This is a genomic window from uncultured Litoreibacter sp., from assembly GCF_947487515.1.
Classification (GTDB): domain Bacteria; phylum Pseudomonadota; class Alphaproteobacteria; order Rhodobacterales; family Rhodobacteraceae; genus Litoreibacter.
In genome coordinates this window covers 271,611-293,563 of sequence record NZ_CANKWO010000004.1, presented here as the reverse complement: position 1 = coordinate 293,563, position 21,953 = coordinate 271,611, and the positions used below count along the sequence as shown (strand labels likewise).

Sequence of the window (21,953 nt, the reverse complement as noted above, 5' to 3'; positions counted from 1 at the left end):
AATGCCCTTTTTCGGGGACTTTAGGTGGAATAAAAATTAACTTCTGATCCCTTTCGCGCAGACATGCTCAATACATCAAAAACATATCCAGCCTCTGACCTAAAACAAATCAATTCAAACGCATTTTTGCCTTTCGCCCAAAAGGCGACGGCGGTTTGCGCCAATCTTGTCCGACGGAGCGTGCCTTCGGGAAAGCTCTCTTGCGAGACATCAACCGGCGACAGCTTTGCCAGTACCTCGCGTGCAGATTGCCCTTCAATGGAAAAGACGGCCCTTGCATCAGAGACATTGACGACCAATGCGTGTTCCCCTTCCAACGCCGCGGCCAGTCGGGCCGTGATCTCCGGCGCTTTCTCATAGGGAACCATGAGCAGCAATTCGTCTGGGGACATCCAGCCAACGCCGTGCTCATCGGCTGTTGCGAATTGCCTTTGGGTCGGCACGGCCAATCCCGTGGCTGCCTTCACTGCCGATTTCACCGCTGAGGACGCAAGATCGCCGCGCAACGTGATCATTCCCCGCAACCCGCTTTCGGTGATTGTCGCGAAACCTTCGAAGCGGGCTCCTTGCAAGGCGCTGACTGCATTAGACATTTTGCTTTTCCCCTTCAGGGTCGTAAAATACTGCGCTGACGATTTTCGCCTCTACAGCGGTTCCGTCCAAGGCGGGGAAATTGATCACCTCTCCCATCCGGTCCGGCCCATTGAGCACCAGCCCCATGGCAATTCCTTTGCCCAAGGTTGGCGAGTGATAGGTCGAGGTTACCCGCCCTTGCGTATTGCGTTGACCATTGACGTTTTTGCCATCCGCGACCGCATAGGCCCCATCAGGCAAGGTCGACCCGTCAAGCGTTTCCAACCCCACAAGCTGCCAACGGCTCGGATCCGTCATATGGATGCGTTGCTGAGCGCGCTTGCCAAGATAGTCGTCTTTCTTCTTGGACAAGGCCCAGTTCAACCCAAGGTCTTGCGGGATGATCGTGCCATCGGTTTCATCCCCGATCATGATGAAGCCTTTTTCGGCGCGCAAAATATGCAACGCCTCCGTCCCATAGGCCGTTGCGTCAAATTCGGCCCCTGCCTCATGCAACGCATCCCAAAAGGCGCGGGTTTGGCTGGCGGGCACTGCGATCTCGAAGGATAACTCTCCAGAGAATGAAATCCGGAAAACGCGGGCGTCGAAGTCTCCGATCTTGCCTTCAGCCCATTCCATGAAGCCAAGCGCCTCTTTGGACACATCCATGCCACCACCGGCTTGCGCATTGAGCTTCTCTAGCACCTTGCGTGCATTCGGCCCCACCACCGCGATCTGGCCATATTGTTCGGTGACATTGGCCGTATAGACCTTCCAGTCCCACCATTCGGTTTGCAACCATTCTTCCATATGCCCGTGGATACGCGCCGCACCACCGGTCGTCGTGTGGCACAACCAAGTGTCGTCATCTATGCGCGCGACAACCCCGTCATCCGTCAAGAACCCGTTTTCCGTGCACATCAACCCGTAGCGGCACTTTCCAGGTTTCAGGTTGGACATCATATTGGTGTAAAGCATGTCGAGGAACTTGCCCGCATCCGGCCCTTTGACGATGATCTTACCAAGGGTCGAGGCATCCAGCAGCCCAAGGCTGTTTCTGGTCGCCAACACCTCACGGTGAACCGCCTGCTCTACCGTTTCGCCATCACGTTGATAGCAATAGGCGCGCCGCCAGTGACCTACGGGTTCCCAATCGGCACCATTGTCTTCACCCCAAGCATGAAGCGGTGTTTTGTTGATCGGCTGGAACAACTCGTTTGAGGCTTCACCAGCGATCGACCCCATAGAAATTGGCGTATAGGGGGGGCGGAAAGTCGTCGTCCCCACGGCAGGGATCGGGGCATTCAAGCTGTCCGCAAGAATAGCCAAGCCGTTGATGTTACTCAACTTACCTTGATCTGTCGCCATGCCGATTGTGGTGTATCGTTTCGTGTGCTCGACGCTCTCGTAGCCCTCTTGGGCAGCAAGTTGCACATCAGAGACCTTCACATCGTTCTGATAATCCAGCCACATTTTGGAGCGTAGCTTATAGCCTGCGCCCTGTGGCATTTTCCAAACGGGCATAAGCGGCGCCATCTCTTCGGCGCGCGCCTTTGGCGGGGCGTTCTTTGTTGGCTTGAAGCCCAAGAGTTCCGCTGCCCGTTTTCCCGCCGTGTCAGCGTCACGCAGCACCGCGGCACTGTCCATCGCCCCATTGGCGATCCCCGCCGTAAGAACGAACGCCTCTCCGTTTGCCCCAGCCGGTGCCGCCTCTGCGTTGGGGCGGAAATGAGCCTGCTCTTCGTCCCAAATCAGTTTGCCACCGCAATGAGACCACAGATGCACAACCGGAGACCAACCGCCGGACATGGCAACCGCGTCACATTCGATCGTCTCAAGAGAGCTGCCTTCCCCCGCATAGGCGCATATGTCCACCGCAGTGACCCGCTTGGCGCCCTTCACCTTGGCGATGGCTTTGCCGTTTTCTACACGGATACCTAATGCGCGGGCGTCATCAGCCAACGCCCCGCCCCCCGTTGCACGAGCATCTAGGATAACGGGGATGTCCAAGCCCGCGTTCTTCAAGGTGATCGCTGTCCGGTAGGCATCGTCGTTATTGGTCACAACCACAGTGCGGTCCCCAATGCTGACGCCAAAATTGGTGGCATAGTCACGCACAGCCGAGGCCAACATCACCCCAGGAATGTCGTTGCCAGCAAATGCCAAGGGACGTTCAATCGCGCCGGTTGCGGTGATGGTTTGACCCGCGCGCACCCGCCACAGGCGATGCCGTGGGGCGTCTTGGGTTGGGGCATGGTCGCTCAGTCGCTCGTAAAGCGTGACATAGCCGTGATCATATACCCCTGCCCCCATCACGCGGGCGCGAACCGATACATTGTCCATTCTATCAAGATATTGCAGGGTGTTATTCACCCATTCGCTGGCCGGTATACCGTCGATCTCGGCCCCATCAACTGGGGCGCGACCACCCCAATGGGCTGTCTGCTCAACCAGCAAAACTTTAGCGCCAGCCTCGCCTGCGGCTTTGGCAGCTTGCAGGCCTGCGATCCCCCCGCCAATGACCAGAACATCCACGAAAGCATAAAAATGCTCATAGCGATCAGCGTCGCGGTCTTTCGGTGCTTTGCCCAATCCGGCGGCGCGACGAATGAAGGGTTCAAAAACATGCTTCCACGCAGGGGCCGGCGTCATGAAGGTTTTGTAGTAGAACCCCGCAGGCATCATCCGTGACGCGTAATTGTTGACCACGCCCACGTCGAATTCCAATGAGGGCCAGTGGTTTTGGCTTTCCGCAATCAGCCCTTCAAACAGCTCGGTTGTGGTGACGCGGGCGTTGGGCTCGAACTGCCCGCCCTGACCAAGGTTCACCAGACCATTGGGTTCTTCCGCGCCGGACGCCACAACACCGCGCGGGCGGTGATATTTAAACGAGCGCCCCATCAGCATTTGATTGTTCGCCAATAGCGCCGAGGCCAGCGTGTCGCCCTCTACCCCGCGCAATTGCTTGCCGTTGAACTTGAACGAGATCTGCTTGGATGTGTTTAGCAGTCGGCCACCGGTCGGTAATCTGGTGCTCATATCATTGGGCCTTCTTGGAAGTGCGGTGACGGATCATGACAGGTCTTTCCACTGATCGAACGACCAATTCGGATGCTTGGCGGTGATCGCATCGACGATGGCCTTTGGCGGCTCAAAGGTTTGTGCAGAATATGTGCCAAACACCTCAAGCGTGGTCGTGCTGCGGGCGGCGTGAAACCACTTGCCGCAGCCATTCGCGTGACGCCAACGTTCCAGATGCACGCCACGTGGGTTGGCCCGCGAGAACAGGTAATGCTCAAACGCGTCATCATCCGAGCCAACGGTTTCACGCTTGATATGCGCCTGACCGCCTGCATGCAGCTCTGTTTCTTCGGCTTCTACGCCGCAGTATGGGCATTCAAGGATCAGCATGAGGTGCTCCCGCGTGAGTGGATATCTGTTTGTCCCTGCATCTTAATGCGCCACCCCTGCTGCGACGGATTCGTCGATGAAGCGACCTTCTTTGAAGCGGTCCAAGCCGAATTCGGCAGTCAACGGCGAGTGGCCGGTGGCGACCAGCTCTGCCATCGCCCAACCGGACCCCGGGATCGCCTTGAAGCCGCCCGTTCCCCAGCCCGCGTTGATGAAACAGTTGCCAAGCGGGGTTTTGGACAGGATTGGCGATCGGTCCCCTGTGACGTCGACGATGCCGCCCCATTGGCGCAACATCTTCAAGCGTGACAGCATTGGGAAGGTCTCGATCAGCGCGCGCACCGTCTCCTCGACATGTTGGAACGAGCCGCGTTGCGTGTAATTGTTGTACCCGTCAGTGCCACCGCCGATCACCATTTCGCCTTTGTCGGATTGTGACAGGTAGCCGTGAACCGTATTGGCCATCACGACGATGTCCATGCAGGGCTTGATCGGCTCGGAGACCAGCGCCTGCAAGGCCACGGATTCAATCGGCAACCGGAACCCCGCCATTTCAGCCACATGGCTGGAATTTCCCGCGACAACGATGCTCAGCTTTTCGCAGGCAATGTCGCCTTTGGTTGTGGTCACACCTTTGACCTCGCCCCCTTCGCGGGTCACTCCGGTGACTTCGCACTGCTGGATGATGTCCATGCCCATGTCGGAGCAGGCGCGTGCGTACCCCCAAGCCACCGCATCATGGCGCGCGGTGCCGCCGCGCGCTTGGAACAACCCGCCCAGCACCGGATAGCGCGGGCCGTCAATGTTCATGATCGGGCAGATTTCTTTAACCGTCTGCGCGTCGATGAATTCCGTCTTCACTCCTTGCAGCGCGTTGGCATAGGCCGTCCGCTGGTAGCCCCGCACCTCGTGGTGGGTTTGGGCCAGCATGAGGACCCCACGCGGCGAGAACATCACGTTGTAGTTGAGGTCCTGCGACATGGTCTCATAGAGGGAGCGGGCTTTCTCGTAGATCGCCGCCGACGGGTCTTGCAGGTAGTTGGAACGAATAATCGTCGTGTTGCGCCCTGTGTTGCCGCCGCCAAGCCAGCCTTTCTCGATAACTGCGACATCGGTGATGCCGTGGTTTTTGCCCAAGTAATAGGCGGTCGCCAACCCGTGCCCGCCTGCCCCGATGACAATGACTTTGTACTTCTTCTTGGGCGCAGGCGAGCGCCACGCGCGCTCCCAGCCTGAGTGAAACCGAAAGGCTTCACGGGCGATGGCAAAGGCTGAATAGCGTTTCATGACAAAAGGTCCCCTGGGGCGGCAAAGTTGTGCCCGTTTTGACGTATCGACGGGGCGCACGTCCCGTCGGTTTCGGCATATCACGACCTAGTTGCGACACGCAGGCTTGTGGGGGGCGCAAAAGCGACAGGCAACGATGGACTTTTGGCACGGACTGCCCCTATCTGGGGGGAGGCAAATACGGGGATGAAATGGGCGAAATCTACGACGACATAACTGCGTTTTCAGACGCCTTGCCTAACATGCGCCCGATCGTCGGGCTGGATTTGGGAACGGTGACCTTAGGGGTGGCGGTCTCGGATAGTTTCATGTCGGTGGCCACCCCGTTGGAAACCATCAAGCGAAAGAAATTTGGCGTAGATGCCGCCGCATTGATCACCATCATGGACAAACGCGACATCGCGGGGATCGTGCTGGGGCTGCCATTGAACATGGATGGATCCGAAGGGCCACGTGTTCAATCCACCCGCGCCTTCGCACGCAATCTATCGCGCCTGACAGAGCTGCCGATCACCTTTTGGGACGAGCGCCTTTCCACCGTTGCGGCCGAACGGGCCTTGTTGGAGGCGGATACATCCCGAAAACGTCGCGCCGAGGTCATTGATCACGTCGCCGCAGGGTTTATCTTGCAAGGAGCGCTAGACCGCATCCGCCACATAAAGGCCAACCCATGAGCGACGACATTTGGAAACGCGACGAGGTGCAAAGCCCATGCATCAACATCTGCGTCGTTCATCCGGCAGAGCGCATTTGCACCGGATGTTTGCGCAGCATTGACGAAATTGCCGCTTGGGGACGCATGTCCAATGAAGACCGCGCCGAGCTGATGAAAGAGCTACCCAGCCGTGTGGGGCGTTTGAAGAAGCGTCGCGGCGGGCGAAAATCGCGTATTGGCTAGCGTCTTGCGGCCCATGGCCCTATGGACGGGGCCATGACTGATGATCTGATTGAAATCTTCGCCGTGGCCCCTCCGGGGTTGGAACCTGCTTTGCTGCCGGAGTTCCGCGCCTTGGGCTACAAGGACGCGCGTTATGGCCCAGGTGGCGTGACCATGATGGGCAATTGGGCGGATGTCTGGCGGCTTAATCTGGAACTACGCGGCGCCACGAAAGTGTTGGCGCGCATCGGGTCGTTTCGCGCCATGAGCCTTGCGGGGCTGGATCACCGCGCGGATGAATTCCCGTGGGACGAGACGTTTTACTCCGGAACCACGGTTCGGGTGGAGGCCACATGCAAACGGTCCAAAATTTACCACGCGGGCGCGGCCACCGAACGGGTTGAACGGGCGCTGAAGAAGCATGGCATGACACCGTCCCCAGACGGCGACGTCACCCTTAAAATTCGCATTGAGCAAAACATCGTCACCCTCAGCGTCGACACCTCAGGCGAAAGCCTGCACAAACGCGGCCATAAGGAGGCCGTGGGCAAAGCGCCCATGCGCGAAAACATGGCCGCATTGTTTCTGCGTCAAGCCGGATACGACGGGGTTGAGCCGGTTTTGGACCCGATGTGCGGCTCTGGCACCTTCATCATTGAGGCGGCAGAAATTGCCGAAAACTTGCAAGCAGGCCGCTCGCGCAGCTTTGCCTTTGAGGCCTTGGCGAGTTTTGACGACGTGGATTACGCGGCATTGCGGCGCTCGGTCAATCTCGTCAAAGGCCCTGCGCGATTGTTTGGCTCGGACCGCGATGCGGGCACTATCAAGGGGGCAAGTGGCAATGCGAACCGCGCAGGGGTCTCGGCACTTTGCGACTTCCAGTGCCTCCCTTTGGCAGAGTTGACCCGCCCCGAAGGCGATGCGGGGTTGGTCATCGTGAACCCGCCTTACGGTGGGCGGATCGGGGACAAGAAGCAATTGTTCGCGCTATACGGCACCTTTGGAAAAGTGATGAAAGCGCATTTCAAAGGTTGGCGGGTGGCGCTTGTCACCTCAGAACCCGGTTTGGCCAAGGCCACTGGTTTGCCCCTCTCTCAAAGCGAAGCCGTACCGCATGGCGGCATGAAGGTCTGGCTGTTCCAGACGCCCCCTTTGAAGTAGAAAAACTGACCAAAGCAGGTTTGGAAATTTCGAACAACACCACCTTCAGCGGCAGTCGCCGCTGAAAGATATGGCCCCGACGCGCCCAGCATTTGGCTAGGCGGCTTCTTGCACCGATTCCAACGCTTCGAGCACCAAGGCGCTGCCCGCACCCGCGCGGTGGGCCCCATCTGAAAGCGTGCGCCGCCATCCCCGCGCCCCAGGTTGCCCAGCGAAAAGCCCCAACATATGGCGCGCAACCTGCCCCAGCTTTCCGCCCGCTTCCACATGTTGATCAATATAGGGGAGCATTTCATGCACCACATCAACGCGGGTTTTACTTTGACGGGGCGCGCCAAAGACCAATTCGTCCACATCGCGCAAAATATCCCAAGGCTGATGATAAGCCGCGCGCCCGTACATCAGCCCATCGAGAGTTTCCAGATGCGGCAGCCCAGCTTCGAGCCCATCCAACCCGCCGTTGAGCGAGATATGCATATCAGGAAAGGCCTTTTTCATCCGGTGCACGATGTCATAGTCCAACGGCGGAATATCACGGTTTTCCTTGGGGCTTAGCCCTTGCAACCATGCTTTGCGGGCATGGATTGTCACGCGGCTGACACCTGCATCACGGACACGGCTTAGGAAATCCGGCAGCACAACTTCCGGGTCTTGGTCATCCACTCCAATGCGGCATTTCACTGTAACTTCAACGGGTTGCGCTTTGATCATTGCGGAAACGCATTCGGCGACCAATGGGGCGCGCTCCATCAAAACAGCCCCGAAAAAGCCGGACTGCACGCGATCAGATGGGCAACCTACATTCAAGTTTATCTCGTCATAACCCCGCTGCGCACAGAGCAATGACGCTTGCGCCAACTCCGCAGGATCAGAGCCACCGAGCTGCACTGCCACGGGGTGCTCCTGCGGCGAGAAATCAAGCAGATGCACCGCCCCACCGCGAACCAATGCCGGAGCAGTTACCATTTCGGTATACAGCAACGCGTTCTTCGATATCAGGCGATGAAAATACCGGCAATGACGGTCCGTCCAGTCCATCATCGGGGCCACGCTAAAGCGTGCGGCTGTGGTCACAGTGCTAGCCACTTGCTTCGATATGAATTTCTGTTCCGCCATTCGACACTTTCCAACTTATGCGCCTCAAATGCCCTGTTTTGACAGTTGAGCGCAACCATCTGCTGCAAAGCGGCTTTTACTGCTGAAGCATTTCGAGTTGGGTTAACAAGACGTCACTGCGCTTCTTGCACCGCTAAATTGGCCATTTCCAAAATCGCCTCGCGAGAGTTGGCGACCGCGATAAAGCGGGCAGTGTGGCAAAATTTCGCGCCTTTCACACCGCTGGCAGCTTCGAGGTCAGCATCCGTGAGGCCCGCCCAAGCCTCAGGCAAATCCGCGCGCTGCTCAAAGGTGTCGTTTGACAATTTGATCCCCCCCAAGGTCCAGTCATCGCCTCGTGGTGTCACGACAAACAAGATATGGTCGGCTTCGGCTTTATCCAACTCGGAGCGGTAAGGCATTCCCATCGGCAACTCCAAAATCGCAGAGGCGCCCGCCGCCGCGATCGCTTCCCTCACAAGCCCTGCCGCGCGTGCTTTGGCAGCAAAATTCCGGATTTGCGCCTCGATAAAGCTGCGTGCAATCGGCAGGGCGTTCATGAATGCATCGTCATCCGCGGTTGGTGAGGCGTCATCGAACACAGGCTTCAGGCTTCCCAAAAGCGAAGGCAGCGTCAAAATGGAAAGCGGGCCTGCCACCGATGGCTCCATCGCGCCATTGTCCAACAAGTCGATTGGCAGCACGAATTTGGCATCAAACTTGGCGTGAATTACCTCTTGATCTTCCGCAGGTACGTCCAGTGCTGTCAGGTAATCCCGTCCGTAATGCGCCCAAATCAACCCGAAAGAGCTATAGGGCTCCCCCTCTTCGCGCAAAGGACCGGGGCGCTGATGGTGATCGAAGATTTGTGCTTCGGCGTCATAGGCACCGCCCACGTCATAGATAATCTTGTTCGGAGCAGGCGCAATCACCTGCTTGTCCCGACTGCGCAGCAGTTCAGCCTGTGGGAACAAACGGGTCAGCACGACGGATGACAGCAACTCATCGGCGTGAAAGCCGCCGGAATGGGTAACAAGATGGGTGATGGTCATAGTGGCGCTCCAAGCGGTCAGCGTAGGAAAAGGCTGCCGGTTCAGACGCCCTTCCAGAATTTCATACATCCTGTGTCAAAGGTTCTAATCCAGTTCAAGGCAAGATCGTAGAATTTCAAGTTGCTGGTGGTTGGGCGATGCGGTAGCACCTCACTTGTTATAGTATAACATATCGAATCACTCCCTTTACCCCCACCAAGATTGGACCCTTCTATAATGTCTACACCCTCCAACTTCATCAGCATCCTCGCCCTTTTGGGTATAGTAGCTACGACCTCGACACTTGCCGCAGAAACCAAAAAGCCAACCCACACCCATAGCCATACCGCTGACGACATCTACAAAGGCATCTTCGACGACGCCCAGATACAGCCACGCCCCTTGTCCGACTGGGCCGGTGACTGGCAGTCTGTCTACCCTTTGTTGCAAAATGGAAATTTGGATGACGTGATGCGTCACAAGGCAGAGCACGGCCAGAAGACCTTTGACGAATACAAAGCTTATTACTCTACAGGATATGCAACCGATGTGGACCGCATCTTGTTCCAAGGCGATACGGCGACCTTCTTCCGCAAAGGCGGATCGGTTCAGGGCCAATACGAAGACGACGGCTTTGAGGTTTTGACCTACGATTCTGGTCGGCGAGGTGTCCGCTTCGTATTCCAAAAGGTCGGTGGAGATCCCGATGCACCAGATTTCTTCCAGTTTAGTGACCATAAGATCGCGCCAGAACCTTCTGACCACTATCACCTATATTGGGGCGATGACCGCGCGGCTTTGTTGAAGGAGTTGACCAATTGGCCCACGTATTTCCCCGCCTCGCTTACCCCTGCGGAAATCTCGGCGCAAATGCAGGCGCACTAAAACAGGGGACGTCATCTTGCCCGAAGGGGGCGTTCCTTGATCGGCGGATGACGGGGCCGCATCACTTTGGGCGCCTCATGCAGTCGTTGCCGCTTTATGCCGCGATTTGCAGTGTCAGCACCGGCAGTCCGTCGATGCGCGCCTCCAACAGGTCACCGCGCCCCACGGCCGACACTCCGGCGGGTGTTCCGGTCATGATCAAATCCCCCGGGGCCAGCGTGACCAATGTCGAGAGATGCGCCACACACTCTGCGACCGGCCAGATCATTTGCGACAAATCACCGGTCTGTCGGGTCTCGCCATTCACCAACATGCTGATTGCGCCGTTTTTCAAAGGCCCGGCCTGTTCCAATGGCAAAATCGCCCCGATAGGCGCGGAGCGGTCAAACCCTTTTGCCATGTCCCATGGCCGGCCTGCGGCCTTGGCCTGCGCCTGCAAGTCTCTTCGCGTAAAGTCGATGCCCACCGCTGCGCCCCAAATGTGGCCCAGCGCCGCCTCGGGGGCTATGTTTGCCCCACCGGCACCAATTGCCAACACTAGTTCCACTTCATGATGTAGGTCCGTGGTCGCCACAGGATAGGGTATCTGAGTGCCCGTCTCGACGACCGCATCCGCCGGTTTGGTGAAGTAGAATGGCGGGTCCCGTTCGTCATTGCCCATTTCGCGGATGTGTTCTGCGTAGTTGCGCCCCACACAGAAGATACGACGGACCGGAAAACGGTCGGACGTTCCGTCGACTGCGACTGATGCTTGCGCTGCGGGAGGGATAACATAGCTCATGGAAAGTCTGTGCCTCTTGGGGGAATCTTTGTCGCCATCCTAGCGCCCCACAGTTTAATTGGACAGCGGGCGATGCTCTGGTCTAGCCTCTCTTCATGAAACATCTTCTGTTCTGCACAAGTTTGCTATTCACATTGCACGGCATAGCCGCCGCAGACACTTTGCGCCTTGGCGAAGACAAGCGTCTTCGGGCCGCGGCTCAACAGGTTCTTACGGGACTGCAAAGTCGTAGCTTTAGCACTGGCCGTGAGTTCTGCGGGCTTTTGGGACGCAACAAAGACGGGGCGATTGTTGCGACCCGCCCGCGCAAAGGCCGCGCTGATAGCTGCCTGCCACATGAGTTTCGCGGGCAAGATATCGTGGCGTTGGCGTCCTATCACACCCATGGGGCCTATGATCATGAGGCCGATAGCGAGGTTCCGTCTTTCTCCGACTTAGCTGCAGATATTGACGAAGGCCTGATTGGCTACATTGCCACGCCGGGTGGTCGATTTTGGGTAAATCTGCCCGATAAAGCCGAAAGCCATCAAATTTGCGGGGTTAGATGCCTGCCGCAAGATCGGCATTTCCAGCAAGGGGATTGGGGCTTGATCCGGAAAAGCTATACGCTGAGACAACTTAAGGAACGTCGGCAGCTCTATTGAGTTGTGATGAAGCGCCATCATGATCTTGGAAATACGCCACTACACCCTAAAGAGCGGCCTGCGTGAGGAATTCATTCAGTTCTTCGAGCAAACCAACCGCCCAGCGCTGCGAGACGCCGGAATGCTGGTCTTCGGCCCCTTGAGAGACCTTGAAAACCCCGACAAGGTTCATTGGATGCGGGCGTTCTCTTCCTTGGCAGAGCGCGACCGGATTAAGGATTTGTTTTACGATGGGCCGGTTTGGAGCAAGGGCATAGAGCCGTTCGCCATGCCCATGATAGAGCACTTTGAGGCAAAGTTGACGGAGACCACCGAACGTTTCGAGGATTTCTCGGGAAAAGCTATGGTTTGACCCCTCTTCGGGCTCGTTTTGCCGCGATCACTCTATTGCGAACAATTCGCAACTAACTTGACTCTCTTGCAAACGACTCGCATATAGCAATGGACCCCCTCCCAGTAAGGCCGGAGCCATTACCAATGCGCCAGATTATCCCCTCCTTGTTCGCGATCGCCCTCAGCGTGCTTCCCGCCAGCGCCGCAGATAAGTTTAAAGCTGTCACAACATTTACCGTGATCGCGGATATGGCCTCTCGGGTTGCTGGGGACACCGCAATCGTAGAAAGCATCACCAAACCCGGTGCCGAGATCCACAATTACGAGCCCACCCCGCGTGACATCCTGCGCGCTCGGAACGCCGATCTGGTTCTTTGGAACGGGTTGAACCTGGAACTGTGGTTCGAGCAGTTCTTTCGCAACCTATCTGATGTGCCCTCTGCCGTGGTCTCAGCAGGGGTAGAGCCCATGGGCATCGCCAAAGGCCCCTACTCCGGAAAGCCCAACCCCCACGCGTGGATGTCCGTCGATGCGGCTTTAATATATGTCGACAACATTGCCGCCGCCTTCATCGAGCATGACAGCGAAAATGCCGAAGCCTACCGCGCCAACGCAGAGGCCTATAAGGGCGAGATCCTTGCCGCACTCGGTCCATTGAAAGACCGCATCAACGCTTTACCCGAGGACAAGCGCTGGTTGGTGACATCTGAGGGCGCGTTCTCCTACCTTGCCCGCGATCTGGGGCTTAAGGAACTCTACCTATGGCCCATCAATGCCGATGCCCAAGGCACCCCGAAGCAAGTTCGCGATCTGATCGATGCCGTGCGCGACAACAACATCAAGGTGGTCTTCTCCGAAAGCACAGTATCCGCAGCGCCGGCAGAGCAGATTTCGCGCGAAACAGGGGCGGCTTACGGAGGTGTGCTTTACGTCGATAGCCTCAGCACAGCGGACGGGCCGGTCCCTACCTATCTGGACCTTTTGCGGGTCACTGTGGAAACTGTCGCGAACGGGCTTGAGAAGTGAGTTTTGGCAGCCAGCCTGACGCCGCCGCAGGCCTTTGCGCCGAAGGCATCACCGTTACCTACCGCAACGGGCACACGGCACTGCGCGATGCAAGTTTCGCCCTGCCAAAGGGCACCATCGCCGCACTTGTGGGGGTGAACGGGTCGGGCAAATCTACGCTATTCAAGGCAATCATGGGGTTTGTGCCCACCTCCTCTGGCGCCATCTCTATTTTGGGGGGCACCGTGGGGGATGCGCTGCGCGCCAACACCGTCGCCTATGTCCCCCAAGCCGAGGAAGTCGACTGGACCTTTCCCGTATTGGTTGAAGATGTGGTGATGATGGGCCGCTACGGCCATATGGGCTTCTTTCGCATCCCCCGCGCGGAAGATCACAAGATGGTTGAAAAGGCGCTGGCTCGGGTGAATATGCTCGACTTTCGCCACCGCCAAATCGGCGAGCTATCCGGCGGCCAGAAGAAGCGGGTGTTTCTTGCACGCGCATTGGCACAAGACAGCCGCGTGGTTTTGCTAGATGAGCCGTTCACCGGCGTAGACGTCCAAACCGAGGATGCAATCATCGCCTTGTTGCGCGAGATGCGCGACGAAGGGCGCGTTATGCTGGTCTCCACCCATAATCTTGGCTCGGTACCTGAGTTCTGCGACCGCACCATTTTGATCAAAGGCACCGTGCTGGCCCATGGGCCGACAGAAGACATCTTCACCCGCAAGAACCTTGAATTGGCCTTTGGTGGTGTATTGCGCCACTTCGTGATGCAAGGTGCCGACCTACATGACGACGAGGAAGACAAACGCCGCCTCACGGTTATTTCCGATGATGAGCGCCCCTTCGTTATTTACGACCACCATGACGATGAAGACGAAGAGGCAGATGCCTCATGATCGATACCCTTTGGGAGCCCTTCACCTACACCTATATGTTGAACGCCATGTGGGTGTCGGCCTTGGTCGGGGCTGTTTGCGCCTTCTTGTCGTCCTATCTGATGCTCAAGGGCTGGTCGCTGATTGGCGACGCGCTTAGTCATAGTATCGTACCGGGGGTAGCCGCGGCCTATATGTTGGGGCTGCCTTTCGCATTGGGGGCCTTCTTTTCCGGCGGATTGGCGGGCGCGTCGATGCTGTTTTTGAACCAACGCACCGGATTGAAGGAAGACGCCATTATCGGGCTTATCTTCACTTCCTTTTTCGGGTTGGGGTTGTTCATGATATCGCTCTCTCCTGTTCCGGTGAACATCCAGACCATCATTATGGGCAATGTGTTGGCCATTTCCCCCGCTGACATCTTGCAACTCGCGTTGATCGGAGGCGTCTCGCTGATCGTGTTGCTGGCCAAGTGGCGCGACCTGATGGTGACCTTCTTTGACGAAAGCCACGCGCGCTCTATCGGGTTGCGCCCCGACATTTTGAAGATCATCTTCTTTACCCTGCTGTCGGCCTCCACTGTGGCCGCTATGCAGACTGTCGGCGCCTTCTTGGTCATTGCGATGGTCGTCACCCCCGGGGCGACCGCCTATCTTTTGACCGACCGCTTCCCCAGCCTTTTGATGATCTCGGTTGCCATCGGCACCCTGACGTCCTTTGTCGGGGCCTATGTCAGCTACTTTCTCGATGGCGCGACGGGTGGGGTGATCGTCTGCTTGCAAACGCTGTTGTTTCTGGTGGCGTTCATATTTGCGCCGAAGCATGGGTTGTTGGCGGCCCGTGCCCGCGCGCGGGAGGCCGCGTAATGGTGTGGCTGACCCAATGTGACGCAGAGTGGTGTCTGCCCTTCGTCCTTCCCTTCATGACCAACGCTATGATTATCTCTGTGCTGCTTGCGGTGCCTGCGGGGGTGCTGTCGTGCTTCTTGGTCCTTAAGGGCTGGTCACTGATGGGCGATGCGATTTCGCATGCTGTGCTTCCCGGCGTGGTGCTGGCCTATGTGCTTGGCATACCGCTGGGCATTGGCGCATTCGGGGCGGGAATGGCCTGTGCGGCCCTGACCGGCTGGATAGACGAGAACTCACGGGTCAAACGCGACACGGTGATGGGGGTGGTCTTCTCTGGCATGTTTGGCTTGGGTGTCGTCATGTACACCAAAATCGAGAGTGAGGTGCATCTCGATCACATCTTGTTTGGCAATATGTTGGGGATCGGGCCTGCGGATATGTGGGCCACTGGGGGGATTGCGGTCTTGGTCACGGGGGCGATAGCGGTGTTCTGGCGCGACTTGCTGCTGCAGGCCTTCGATGAGCAACAGGCCCGCGCCCAAGGGCTACCCGTGCGCTTGCTGCATTTCGGCACATTGGCGGCTATTTCCCTTACGGTCGTCGCAGCGCTTCAGGCGGTGGGTATCATCCTTGCCATTGCGTTCCTTGTGGCCCCCGGTGCTATCGCGTTCCTTTTGACCAAGCGGTTCGGTGTCATGTTGTGGCTGTCGATGGGGATCGCGACGGCATGCTCCTTTTTGGGCGTCTATGCCAGCTTCTTCCTTGATAGCGCTCCTGCCCCGACCATTGTGTTGCTCATGACAGCAACTTTCATCGCGGCTTTCATCCGCGCGACGGTTCTGCAGCGGAGGGCCACGTCGAAGTTGACGTAAGGTCCACTCCCCCTCAACCCCTTGGAAACCTTTACTTAACGCTCAGGATATGCTCGATAACGCCAACAAGGCGTAAGGGGGGAAAGCCATGCGCGAAAAGTTAAAAGATCAGCGCCGCGCCGAAATCGAGGCCACGGCTCTCGAACTCCTACGCAAACGCGGCTATGAGGCCGCCTCGATGCTCAACATCGCCAAGGCTGCCAAGGCCTCCAATGAGACCCTGTATCGCTGGTATGGAGACAAACAAAGGTTGTTTCTGGAGGTCGTCAAATCCGTTGCCGCCGAAACTGAAAAGCGTATGGATAAGGTTGCCACAGACGACCTTCCCCCAAAAGAGGCCTTGCGAGACGTTGGGCGCACATTGCTGACCGTTGTATTGGGCGACACATCTGTGACGATCAACCGTGCGGCAGCCGCAGATTCCAGCGGCAAGCTTGGAGCTGCCATTTCGCGCGGGGGGCGCGAGAAGGTCTTCCCAAGGCTGGTGAACCTTATGACTGCGCTGCGTGAAGGCGGGCTGATCGCTCCTCCGAGCGACGAGCAGGCCGCCGTGTGGTTTTCCTACCTGTTGATTGGCGACTTACAAACCCGTCGGATCACCGGAATTCTACCCCAGCCCACGCGCAAGCAGATTAACGAGCATGTGGATAGTGCCCTCGAAGCCTTCTACAAAGTCTGCGCGCCCCCTACATCGGAGTAAACAGCGCGCGACGGTAGATATGCCATGTCGCGTGGCCCAAAACCGGCAAGGCCAAGAACAGGCCTAGAAACATCGGCACCATAGCCAACAGCAGCAACAACGCGATCATCCCTGCCCACAGCAACATAACCGCGCGATTGCGCAGGACTGTGCGAACGGAGATGGCCATGGCCGTCATGAAGTCGATCTCGCGGTCCAACAGCAGGGGCATCGACACCACGGTGATCGCAAAGGTCAAAAGGGCCACAGCCCCACCGACCGCAACCTCAAACGCGATGAGCGCCATGCCGTTTGGCGATAGAAAGACCTCCCATGACGTTGTGACGTTGATCAGCTGCATATTGCCCAAAAACAGGGCCAGCGACATATGAGCAAAGAAGCTCCAGAACAGCACGATGATCACCAACAACGCCCCGATCCACGGCAATTGCCGTCCCCGCTCGGCCCATACGACAGACAGAACGGAGCCCCAGCCCAGCGGCTCTTCCGCCTCCAAGCGACGGCTCACCTCATAGAGACCAACCGCAGCAAACGGTGCAAAGATCGGGAACCCCAAGGCCAGCACCAGTGTCCACGTGAATGTTCCGGCCCCCCAAAAGGTCAGCCCTGCCCCGCACAGCACATAGAACGCCGAAAAGAAGACCCCGTAGACCGGTGCGCGAAGAAAATCCCGCCACCCTTCGCGCAAGGCGCGGAACAGCTCCCACAGGGTGACGGTTCCAATTTCAGGGCGAGGTGATGCGGTGGGGGCTGTGCTGTTTGACATATCCAATGACACCATAGGTTGCGACGTCGGGCAAGGTAATCTGCTCTGCCCCTACTGGTGGCAGGCCCTGTGACACGGTAAATTGGGGTTTCGTACGAACAGTCTTTCAAATTAAATTTGAAACACACGACCCACTAAATGATGTAGCAGTGAATTCAGGGAGATAGCGATGAAACGTTATGCACGCGATATGCGCGGTCATGGGGCCACCCCGCCGAACGCCAATTGGCCAAATGGGGCCAAAATTGCTGTGCAAATCGTCGTTAACTATGAGGAAGGTGGTGAAAACTGCATTTTGCATGGGGACACGGCCTCCGAGGCCTTCCTGTCTGAAATCGTCGGGGCCAGCCCTTGGTCTGGGCAGCGCCATGCGAATATGGAATCCATCTATGAATATGGCGCTCGTGCAGGTTTCTGGCGGTTGCACCGGTTGCTGAAAGATCTGCCTGTCACGGTCTACGGAGTGGCCACCGCGCTGGCGCGCGCACCAGAGCAAGTCGCGGCGATGAAAGACGCGGGATGGGAAATCGCATCTCACGGGTTGAAATGGATTGACTACAAAGACTTCTCTGCGGAGGACGAGCGGGCCGATATGGAGGCCGCGATCAAATTGCATCGGGAAGTCGTGGGAGAGGCCCCAAAGGGGTGGTACACAGGGCGCAGCTCCGAGAATACCCTACGCTTGGCGTCCGAGCACGGGGGGTTCGACTATGTGGCTGACAGCTACGCGGATGACTTGCCCTATTATTTGCGCTTTGAAGATCGGGACCAACTGGTGGTGCCCTACACGTTGGATTGCAATGATATGCGCTTTGCCACGCCGCAGGGTTTCAATTCAGGCGACCAGTTTGAAACCTATTTGCGTGACAGTTTTGACGCGCTCTATGAGGAAGGCTGTGATGGGGCTCCGAAGATGTTGTCCATCGGGTTGCACTGTCGCTTGGCCGGACGGCCTGGGCGCATACAGGCGTTGAAACGCTTCCTCGCCTATGCGCAAAGCCACGACGACGTGTGGTTCGCGCATAGGCAGCAAATCGCGCAGCACTGGATCGCGCAGCACCCCGCCACGCCGCATCCCCGCCCCGCATCGATGGAGAAGCGCATCTTCACCGAAACATATGGTGGTGTTTTCGAGCATTCCCCTTGGGTTGCCGAACGCGCATGGGAGCTGGAGTTGGGCCCCGCACATAACAGCGCCGAAGGGCTTTGGAATGCCATGGCACGGGTGTTTCGAGCGGCGACGACTGCGGAACGATTGGAAGTGCTGGATGCGCACCCAGATCTTGCAGGCAAGCTTGCGACAGCCAAACGCCTGACCGCGGAAAGCACCGGTGAACAATCAAGCGCGGGCCTTGATGCCCTGACGGATGCGGAACGCCAGTCGTTCACCAACTTGAATGAAGAATACACCACAAAGCACGGATTTCCTTTCATTATTGCTGTTCGCGACCATACGAAACCCAGCATCCTAGAGGCGTTCCAACGCCGCATTCTCAACGACAGCGAAGTCGAGTTCAACGAGGCCTGCCGCCAAGTAGAGCGCATCGCACAACTTCGCCTAAAGGACTTGCTTCCATGACCTACGCCCTCCCTCCTGCTGGCCTTCCATCGCAGTCCGACACATTGACCGGCACGTCGATCTTCACCGAGGCTTATGCATTCATGCCCGCCGGCGTGATGCGCGATATCGTGACCAGCGCGCTTCCGCATTGGACCAACTCAAGGGCGTGGATCATCGCGCGCCCCTTGTCGGGGTTCGCTGAGACGTTTTCGCAGTATATCATGGAGGTCTCTGCCGGTGGCGGGTCTGATCGCCCCGAGGATAACACAAACGCCGAGGCCGTGCTTTTTGTGGTCGAGGGCACATTGGTGCTCCGCAACAGCATGGGCACCCATACGCTGACCGAAGGTGGATACGCCTATTTGCCCGCGGGCGAAGGTTGGACGCTGCACAACACCAGCGCTGCAAAAGCGACATTTCACTGGGTGCGCAAACGCTACGAGCCGGTGGATGGCATCCCCCGTCCCGAAGCCTTCGTCACCAATGACAAAGACCACGCCCCGATCTCCATGCCGGATACAGATGGCAAATGGGCCACCACGCGATTTGTCGAGCCCACCGACCTGCGCCATGACATGCATGTCAACATAGTGACCTTCCAACCCGGTGGCTTAATCCCCTTTGAAGAAACCCATGTGATGGAGCATGGGCTATATGTGATTGAAGGTACGGCTGAATACTTATTGAACCGAGACTGGGTCAGCGTCGGCCCAGGTGACTTCATGTGGTTGCGTGCTTTCTGCCCGCAGGCCTGCCGCGCAACCGGGGACGGCCCATTTCGCTACCTTTTGTACAAGGACGTGAACCGCCACGCAAAGCTGCCATGGTAATCCGCACGCAGCCCTTAACGGCGCAGGCCTTCGCCCCCTACGGGGATGTCATTGAAAGTCGTGGCGATCCGGACATGCTGATCAACGAAGGGCTATGCGGTCGTTTTCATGATCGCGCACAGTTGGACTTCGGCGATGGCCGCGCAGGTCTGAGTTTGTTTCACGCGACGCCCCGATCCCTTCCCTACATGCTGACCTTGCTGGAGCGGCACCCGCTGGGGGCGCAGGCTTTCATCCCGATGAGTTTCGATCCATTTCTGGTCATCGTTGCTCAGGATTTAGGCAGCAAGCCCGGGAAGATCACCGCATTCTTAAGCGCCGCAGGGCAAGCTATAAACTTTCACAAAGGCACATGGCATGGAGTGTTGACGCCACTCAGCGCGCCGGGCCTGTTCACTGTCATTGACCGCATAGGCGACGGAAACAACCTAGAGGAATTCAGGCTGGAGCATCCAGTCATGATAGAGCGCGGCTAACGCGCCATTGCGCTCGGCACCATAAAAATGGGTCGGGATTCAACACTCTAAACGGGGAGACACTGAATGACTGATACAAATCTAGGGGCCTACTCGGACCCGAATTCCACACCTCCGATGGGGCAAACGGTCCCGCTGGGGCTGCAACATGTGCTGGCAATGTTTGCCTCGAACGTCACACCTTCGATCATTGTGGCGGGGGCCGCCGGTCTTGCTTTTGGCTCCGGCGAGCAAATCTATCTGATCCAGATGGCCATGCTGTTTGCGGGGATCGCAACCCTGTTTCAGACAGTCGGCATGGGACCGGTGGGCGCTCGGCTGCCGATCATGCAAGGGACATCCTTTGCCTTCGTCGGTGTGCTGGCTGGCATTGCCGCGACCCAAGGTTTGGGGGTCGCGTTAACGGCTTGCATCATCGGCGGCTCTATCCACTTCCTACTCGGGTCGGTGATTCAGAAGCTACGTTGGTTGTTCCCGCCGCTGGTCACCGGTTTGGTGATCCTCGCCATCGGCCTGTACCTTATTCCTGTGGCGATAAAATATGCCGCTGGTGGTGCCGCGAAATTCCAAATGGAGGCGGAAAGCTTTGGCTCTCTGATGCACTGGTCCGTGGCTTTGACGGTTGTGATCGTGTCGTTGTTGGTGAAGTTTTTCACCAAGGGCTTCCTGTCCAACGCGGCAATTCTGATCGGCCTGCTGGCGGGCTACGCAGTGGCCTTCGCCCTTGGCATGGTCAACTTCGGCGCCGTGGGCAAAGCCTCTTGGATCACCGCGATCAAGCCGCTGCCTTACGGGTTCGAGTTCTCGCTGGGGGCCGTCATCGCCGTGACCTTGGTGTCTATCGTATCTGCGATTGAAACCGTGGGCGATGCCTCGGCCACCACCAAGGCGGGCGCAGGGCGCGAAGCCACCGACCGCGAGATCGCCGGCGCGACTTATGCCGACGGTTTGGGCACCGCCGTGGCGGGGGTCTTTGGTGGCTTGCCAAACACATCCTTCAGCCAAAACGTGGGCATCGTCGGCATGACCGGCGTGATGAGCCGCCATGTGGTGACAGTCGCGGGTATCATCATGGTCCTGTGTGGGCTTATCCCCAAGGTGGGCGCGGTCATCGCCTCCATGCCCCTGCCCGTGCTGGGTGGCGGCGTGATCGTGATGTTCGGCATGGTGGCATCAGCCGGTTTGAACATGTTGACCGAGGTAAACATGAACCGCCGCAACATGATCATCATCGCGGTGTCGCTGGCTGCAGGCCTTGGGCTGAACTTGGTACCAGAAGCCGTGCAATACGTGCCGGGCGTTATGAAGACGCTGATGACCTCCGCCGTGGCCCCAACCGCGATCATCGCGATCGTGCTGAACTTGGTCCTGCCTGAAGAGGACTAGAAGGTTTTGGAATATGGCAGGTCCCGTGTGTGACATGGGGCCTGTTTTGGTTTTTAGAGATGACTGCTTTGAGCCCATTTTGACCAATGCTGCGCGTTGTATGAATGTCTGCTATTCAACAGGCGGACAAAAACATGACAAAACTAATATCAGTATTATCAAATGTTTGTGACACTGGACTTTTCAACTAAATTGGTGGAAAAGAGGTGGATGACACAAGAGATCGTTTGTGGAAACTCACCCTCGTCAATCTCCGATGTAAACGGTGCCTGATCCTGCCTCTGCAGCACCACCGCAAGAGATTGCATCTCCCACACGACCCGCTGGCTTTCCGTTAATGTAAACGCTGCCCGATCCTCCAGACAGGTTCCGCGAGTGGGATGGTGCGGGACAGGTAGGACATCCATGTGGCGCGTAAGCGTCACCTTGGCGCAAAACCGGAATGCCATCAGCGCTTACATCTGGAGACGCAGCAATAGAGGCGGTCGGCGGGAAATGACAAGCATGGCCAGAGCCGATATCACCTAAACGAGTGGTCTTGGGCAAATCT

At 57.6% G+C, this 21,953-nt stretch carries 24 protein-coding genes; 15 read left to right on the top strand and 9 right to left on the bottom strand.

Annotation, left to right across the window (positions count from 1 at the left end; all coding sequences use genetic code 11):
* Positions 1-20: 20 nt before the first annotated feature.
* From Q0746_RS15450 to Q0746_RS15435, 4 genes are read right to left on the bottom strand one after another with little or no spacing between them, the layout of a single operon-like run.
* Positions 21-593: a sarcosine oxidase subunit gamma family protein gene (locus Q0746_RS15450; protein WP_298261872.1), complete on the bottom strand. Its 573-nt coding sequence runs from the start codon at positions 591-593 to the stop codon at positions 21-23.
* Positions 586-3,612, bottom strand: coding sequence for a sarcosine oxidase subunit alpha family protein (locus Q0746_RS15445; protein WP_298261870.1), 3,027 nt, complete (start codon positions 3,610-3,612; stop codon positions 586-588). The genes Q0746_RS15450 and Q0746_RS15445 overlap by 8 nt, the downstream gene beginning before the upstream one ends.
* Before the next feature lie 33 nt (positions 3,613-3,645).
* Entirely contained in the window at positions 3,646-3,984 is a 339-nt protein-coding gene (locus Q0746_RS15440; protein ID WP_298261868.1) for a sarcosine oxidase subunit delta, read from the bottom strand.
* Between the two features lie 42 nt (positions 3,985-4,026).
* On the bottom strand, positions 4,027-5,271 hold the full coding sequence (locus tag Q0746_RS15435; RefSeq protein ID WP_298261867.1) for a sarcosine oxidase subunit beta family protein: 1,245 nt from the start codon (positions 5,269-5,271) through the stop codon (positions 4,027-4,029).
* 191 nt (positions 5,272-5,462) lie between these two features.
* On the opposite strand from Q0746_RS15435, the gene ruvX reads away from it, so the two are divergent.
* Genes ruvX through Q0746_RS15420 form a run of 3 tightly spaced genes read left to right on the top strand, consistent with a single transcriptional unit; the run spans position 5,463 to position 7,309 of the window.
* On the top strand, positions 5,463-5,945 hold the full coding sequence (gene ruvX / locus Q0746_RS15430) for a Holliday junction resolvase RuvX (protein WP_298261865.1): 483 nt from the start codon (positions 5,463-5,465) through the stop codon (positions 5,943-5,945).
* Positions 5,942-6,169 (top strand): DUF1289 domain-containing protein, encoded by a 228-nt coding sequence (locus tag Q0746_RS15425; RefSeq protein WP_298261863.1) that lies wholly within the window; start codon positions 5,942-5,944, stop codon positions 6,167-6,169. The genes ruvX and Q0746_RS15425 overlap by 4 nt, the downstream gene beginning before the upstream one ends.
* 33 nt (positions 6,170-6,202) lie before the next feature.
* A complete protein-coding gene (locus Q0746_RS15420; RefSeq protein WP_298261861.1) occupies positions 6,203-7,309 on the top strand; it encodes a class I SAM-dependent RNA methyltransferase in 1,107 nt (368 codons plus the stop codon).
* A gap of 96 nt (positions 7,310-7,405) precedes the next feature.
* On the opposite strand, the gene dusA is transcribed toward Q0746_RS15420, so the two are convergent.
* Positions 7,406-8,425 (bottom strand): tRNA dihydrouridine(20/20a) synthase DusA, encoded by a 1,020-nt coding sequence (gene dusA, locus Q0746_RS15415; RefSeq protein ID WP_298261859.1) that lies wholly within the window; start codon positions 8,423-8,425, stop codon positions 7,406-7,408.
* A 113-nt stretch (positions 8,426-8,538) separates the two neighbouring features.
* Entirely contained in the window at positions 8,539-9,456 is a 918-nt protein-coding gene (locus Q0746_RS15410) for an MYG1 family protein (protein WP_298261857.1), read from the bottom strand.
* A gap of 216 nt (positions 9,457-9,672) precedes the next feature.
* Here Q0746_RS15410 and Q0746_RS15405 point away from each other — a divergent pair, with 216 nt between their 5' ends.
* Positions 9,673-10,320 carry a ZinT/AdcA family metal-binding protein gene (locus Q0746_RS15405; RefSeq protein WP_298261855.1) on the top strand — a complete coding sequence of 216 codons (648 nt, stop codon included), beginning with the start codon at positions 9,673-9,675 and terminating at the stop codon, positions 10,318-10,320.
* A gap of 94 nt (positions 10,321-10,414) precedes the next feature.
* Here the strand turns inward: Q0746_RS15405 and Q0746_RS15400 are convergent, their stop codons facing one another.
* On the bottom strand, positions 10,415-11,101 hold the full coding sequence (locus Q0746_RS15400) for a fumarylacetoacetate hydrolase family protein (RefSeq protein ID WP_298261853.1): 687 nt from the start codon (positions 11,099-11,101) through the stop codon (positions 10,415-10,417).
* A gap of 95 nt (positions 11,102-11,196) precedes the next feature.
* Here Q0746_RS15400 and Q0746_RS15395 point away from each other — a divergent pair, with 95 nt between their 5' ends.
* From Q0746_RS15395 to Q0746_RS15365, 7 genes are all read left to right on the top strand, one after another.
* A complete protein-coding gene (locus Q0746_RS15395; protein ID WP_298261851.1) occupies positions 11,197-11,745 on the top strand; it encodes a DUF4329 domain-containing protein in 549 nt (182 codons plus the stop codon).
* Positions 11,746-11,764: 19 nt separating this feature from the next.
* On the top strand, positions 11,765-12,097 hold the full coding sequence (locus Q0746_RS15390) for a hypothetical protein (RefSeq protein ID WP_298261850.1): 333 nt from the start codon (positions 11,765-11,767) through the stop codon (positions 12,095-12,097).
* Positions 12,098-12,222: 125 nt separating this feature from the next.
* Entirely contained in the window at positions 12,223-13,104 is an 882-nt protein-coding gene (locus Q0746_RS15385) for a metal ABC transporter substrate-binding protein (protein WP_298261848.1), read from the top strand.
* Positions 13,101-13,985 (top strand): manganese/iron ABC transporter ATP-binding protein, encoded by an 885-nt coding sequence (locus Q0746_RS15380; RefSeq protein ID WP_298261846.1) that lies wholly within the window; start codon positions 13,101-13,103, stop codon positions 13,983-13,985. Before Q0746_RS15385 ends, Q0746_RS15380 begins: the two co-directional genes overlap by 4 nt.
* On the top strand, positions 13,982-14,830 hold the full coding sequence (locus Q0746_RS15375; RefSeq protein WP_298261844.1) for a metal ABC transporter permease: 849 nt from the start codon (positions 13,982-13,984) through the stop codon (positions 14,828-14,830). The genes Q0746_RS15380 and Q0746_RS15375 overlap by 4 nt, the downstream gene beginning before the upstream one ends.
* On the top strand, positions 14,830-15,684 hold the full coding sequence (locus Q0746_RS15370) for a metal ABC transporter permease (RefSeq protein WP_298261842.1): 855 nt from the start codon (positions 14,830-14,832) through the stop codon (positions 15,682-15,684). Before Q0746_RS15375 ends, Q0746_RS15370 begins: the two co-directional genes overlap by 1 nt.
* An 88-nt stretch (positions 15,685-15,772) precedes the next feature.
* On the top strand, positions 15,773-16,384 hold the full coding sequence (locus Q0746_RS15365; RefSeq protein WP_298261841.1) for a TetR/AcrR family transcriptional regulator: 612 nt from the start codon (positions 15,773-15,775) through the stop codon (positions 16,382-16,384).
* Here the strand turns inward: Q0746_RS15365 and Q0746_RS15360 are convergent.
* The gene (locus tag Q0746_RS15360) at positions 16,371-17,150 is read right to left on the bottom strand and encodes a DUF2189 domain-containing protein (RefSeq protein ID WP_298261839.1); all 780 of its coding nucleotides are present in this window, start codon (positions 17,148-17,150) and stop codon (positions 16,371-16,373) included. The genes Q0746_RS15365 and Q0746_RS15360 overlap by 14 nt on opposite strands.
* 169 nt (positions 17,151-17,319) lie before the next feature.
* On the opposite strand from Q0746_RS15360, the gene puuE reads away from it, so the two are divergent.
* The 4 genes from puuE to Q0746_RS15340 all read left to right on the top strand — a co-directional run bounded on the left by puuE (position 17,320) and on the right by Q0746_RS15340 (position 21,403).
* A complete protein-coding gene (gene puuE / locus Q0746_RS15355; protein WP_298261837.1) occupies positions 17,320-18,729 on the top strand; it encodes an allantoinase PuuE in 1,410 nt (469 codons plus the stop codon).
* Complete coding sequence (locus Q0746_RS15350) at positions 18,726-19,541, top strand: bifunctional allantoicase/(S)-ureidoglycine aminohydrolase (RefSeq protein WP_298261835.1); 816 nt, start codon at positions 18,726-18,728, stop codon at positions 19,539-19,541. Before puuE ends, Q0746_RS15350 begins: the two co-directional genes overlap by 4 nt.
* On the top strand, positions 19,535-20,017 hold the full coding sequence (locus Q0746_RS15345; protein WP_298261833.1) for an ureidoglycolate lyase: 483 nt from the start codon (positions 19,535-19,537) through the stop codon (positions 20,015-20,017). Before Q0746_RS15350 ends, Q0746_RS15345 begins: the two co-directional genes overlap by 7 nt.
* Before the next feature lie 66 nt (positions 20,018-20,083).
* Positions 20,084-21,403 (top strand): nucleobase:cation symporter-2 family protein, encoded by a 1,320-nt coding sequence (locus tag Q0746_RS15340; RefSeq protein ID WP_298261831.1) that lies wholly within the window; start codon positions 20,084-20,086, stop codon positions 21,401-21,403.
* A gap of 246 nt (positions 21,404-21,649) precedes the next feature.
* Here the strand turns inward: Q0746_RS15340 and Q0746_RS15335 are convergent, their stop codons facing one another.
* Positions 21,650-21,949 (bottom strand): PAAR domain-containing protein, encoded by a 300-nt coding sequence (locus Q0746_RS15335; protein WP_298261828.1) that lies wholly within the window; start codon positions 21,947-21,949, stop codon positions 21,650-21,652.
* Positions 21,950-21,953 lie beyond the last annotated feature (4 nt).

Excerpts from the sequence above, each read along its gene's own strand:
- Q0746_RS15450 (WP_298261872.1), bottom strand. The coding sequence starts at position 593 with ATGTCTAATGCAGTCAGCGCCTTGCAAGGAGCCCGCTTCGAAGGTTTC.
- Q0746_RS15445 (WP_298261870.1), bottom strand. The coding sequence starts at position 3,612 with ATGAGCACCAGATTACCGACCGGTGGCCGACTGCTAAACACATCCAAG.
- Q0746_RS15440 (WP_298261868.1), bottom strand. The coding sequence starts at position 3,984 with ATGCTGATCCTTGAATGCCCATACTGCGGCGTAGAAGCCGAAGAAACA.
- Q0746_RS15435 (WP_298261867.1), bottom strand. The coding sequence starts at position 5,271 with ATGAAACGCTATTCAGCCTTTGCCATCGCCCGTGAAGCCTTTCGGTTT.
- ruvX (WP_298261865.1), top strand. The coding sequence starts at position 5,463 with ATGGGCGAAATCTACGACGACATAACTGCGTTTTCAGACGCCTTGCCT.
- Q0746_RS15425 (WP_298261863.1), top strand. The coding sequence starts at position 5,942 with ATGAGCGACGACATTTGGAAACGCGACGAGGTGCAAAGCCCATGCATC.
- Q0746_RS15420 (WP_298261861.1), top strand. The coding sequence starts at position 6,203 with ATGACTGATGATCTGATTGAAATCTTCGCCGTGGCCCCTCCGGGGTTG.
- dusA (WP_298261859.1), bottom strand. The coding sequence starts at position 8,425 with ATGGCGGAACAGAAATTCATATCGAAGCAAGTGGCTAGCACTGTGACC.
- Q0746_RS15410 (WP_298261857.1), bottom strand. The coding sequence starts at position 9,456 with ATGACCATCACCCATCTTGTTACCCATTCCGGCGGCTTTCACGCCGAT.
- Q0746_RS15405 (WP_298261855.1), top strand. The coding sequence starts at position 9,673 with ATGTCTACACCCTCCAACTTCATCAGCATCCTCGCCCTTTTGGGTATA.
- Q0746_RS15400 (WP_298261853.1), bottom strand. The coding sequence starts at position 11,101 with ATGAGCTATGTTATCCCTCCCGCAGCGCAAGCATCAGTCGCAGTCGAC.
- Q0746_RS15395 (WP_298261851.1), top strand. The coding sequence starts at position 11,197 with ATGAAACATCTTCTGTTCTGCACAAGTTTGCTATTCACATTGCACGGC.
- Q0746_RS15390 (WP_298261850.1), top strand. The coding sequence starts at position 11,765 with ATGATCTTGGAAATACGCCACTACACCCTAAAGAGCGGCCTGCGTGAG.
- Q0746_RS15385 (WP_298261848.1), top strand. The coding sequence starts at position 12,223 with ATGCGCCAGATTATCCCCTCCTTGTTCGCGATCGCCCTCAGCGTGCTT.
- Q0746_RS15375 (WP_298261844.1), top strand. The coding sequence starts at position 13,982 with ATGATCGATACCCTTTGGGAGCCCTTCACCTACACCTATATGTTGAAC.
- Q0746_RS15370 (WP_298261842.1), top strand. The coding sequence starts at position 14,830 with ATGGTGTGGCTGACCCAATGTGACGCAGAGTGGTGTCTGCCCTTCGTC.
- Q0746_RS15365 (WP_298261841.1), top strand. The coding sequence starts at position 15,773 with ATGCGCGAAAAGTTAAAAGATCAGCGCCGCGCCGAAATCGAGGCCACG.
- Q0746_RS15360 (WP_298261839.1), bottom strand. The coding sequence starts at position 17,150 with ATGTCAAACAGCACAGCCCCCACCGCATCACCTCGCCCTGAAATTGGA.
- puuE (WP_298261837.1), top strand. The coding sequence starts at position 17,320 with ATGAAACGTTATGCACGCGATATGCGCGGTCATGGGGCCACCCCGCCG.
- Q0746_RS15350 (WP_298261835.1), top strand. The coding sequence starts at position 18,726 with ATGACCTACGCCCTCCCTCCTGCTGGCCTTCCATCGCAGTCCGACACA.
- Q0746_RS15345 (WP_298261833.1), top strand. The coding sequence starts at position 19,535 with ATGGTAATCCGCACGCAGCCCTTAACGGCGCAGGCCTTCGCCCCCTAC.
- Q0746_RS15340 (WP_298261831.1), top strand. The coding sequence starts at position 20,084 with ATGACTGATACAAATCTAGGGGCCTACTCGGACCCGAATTCCACACCT.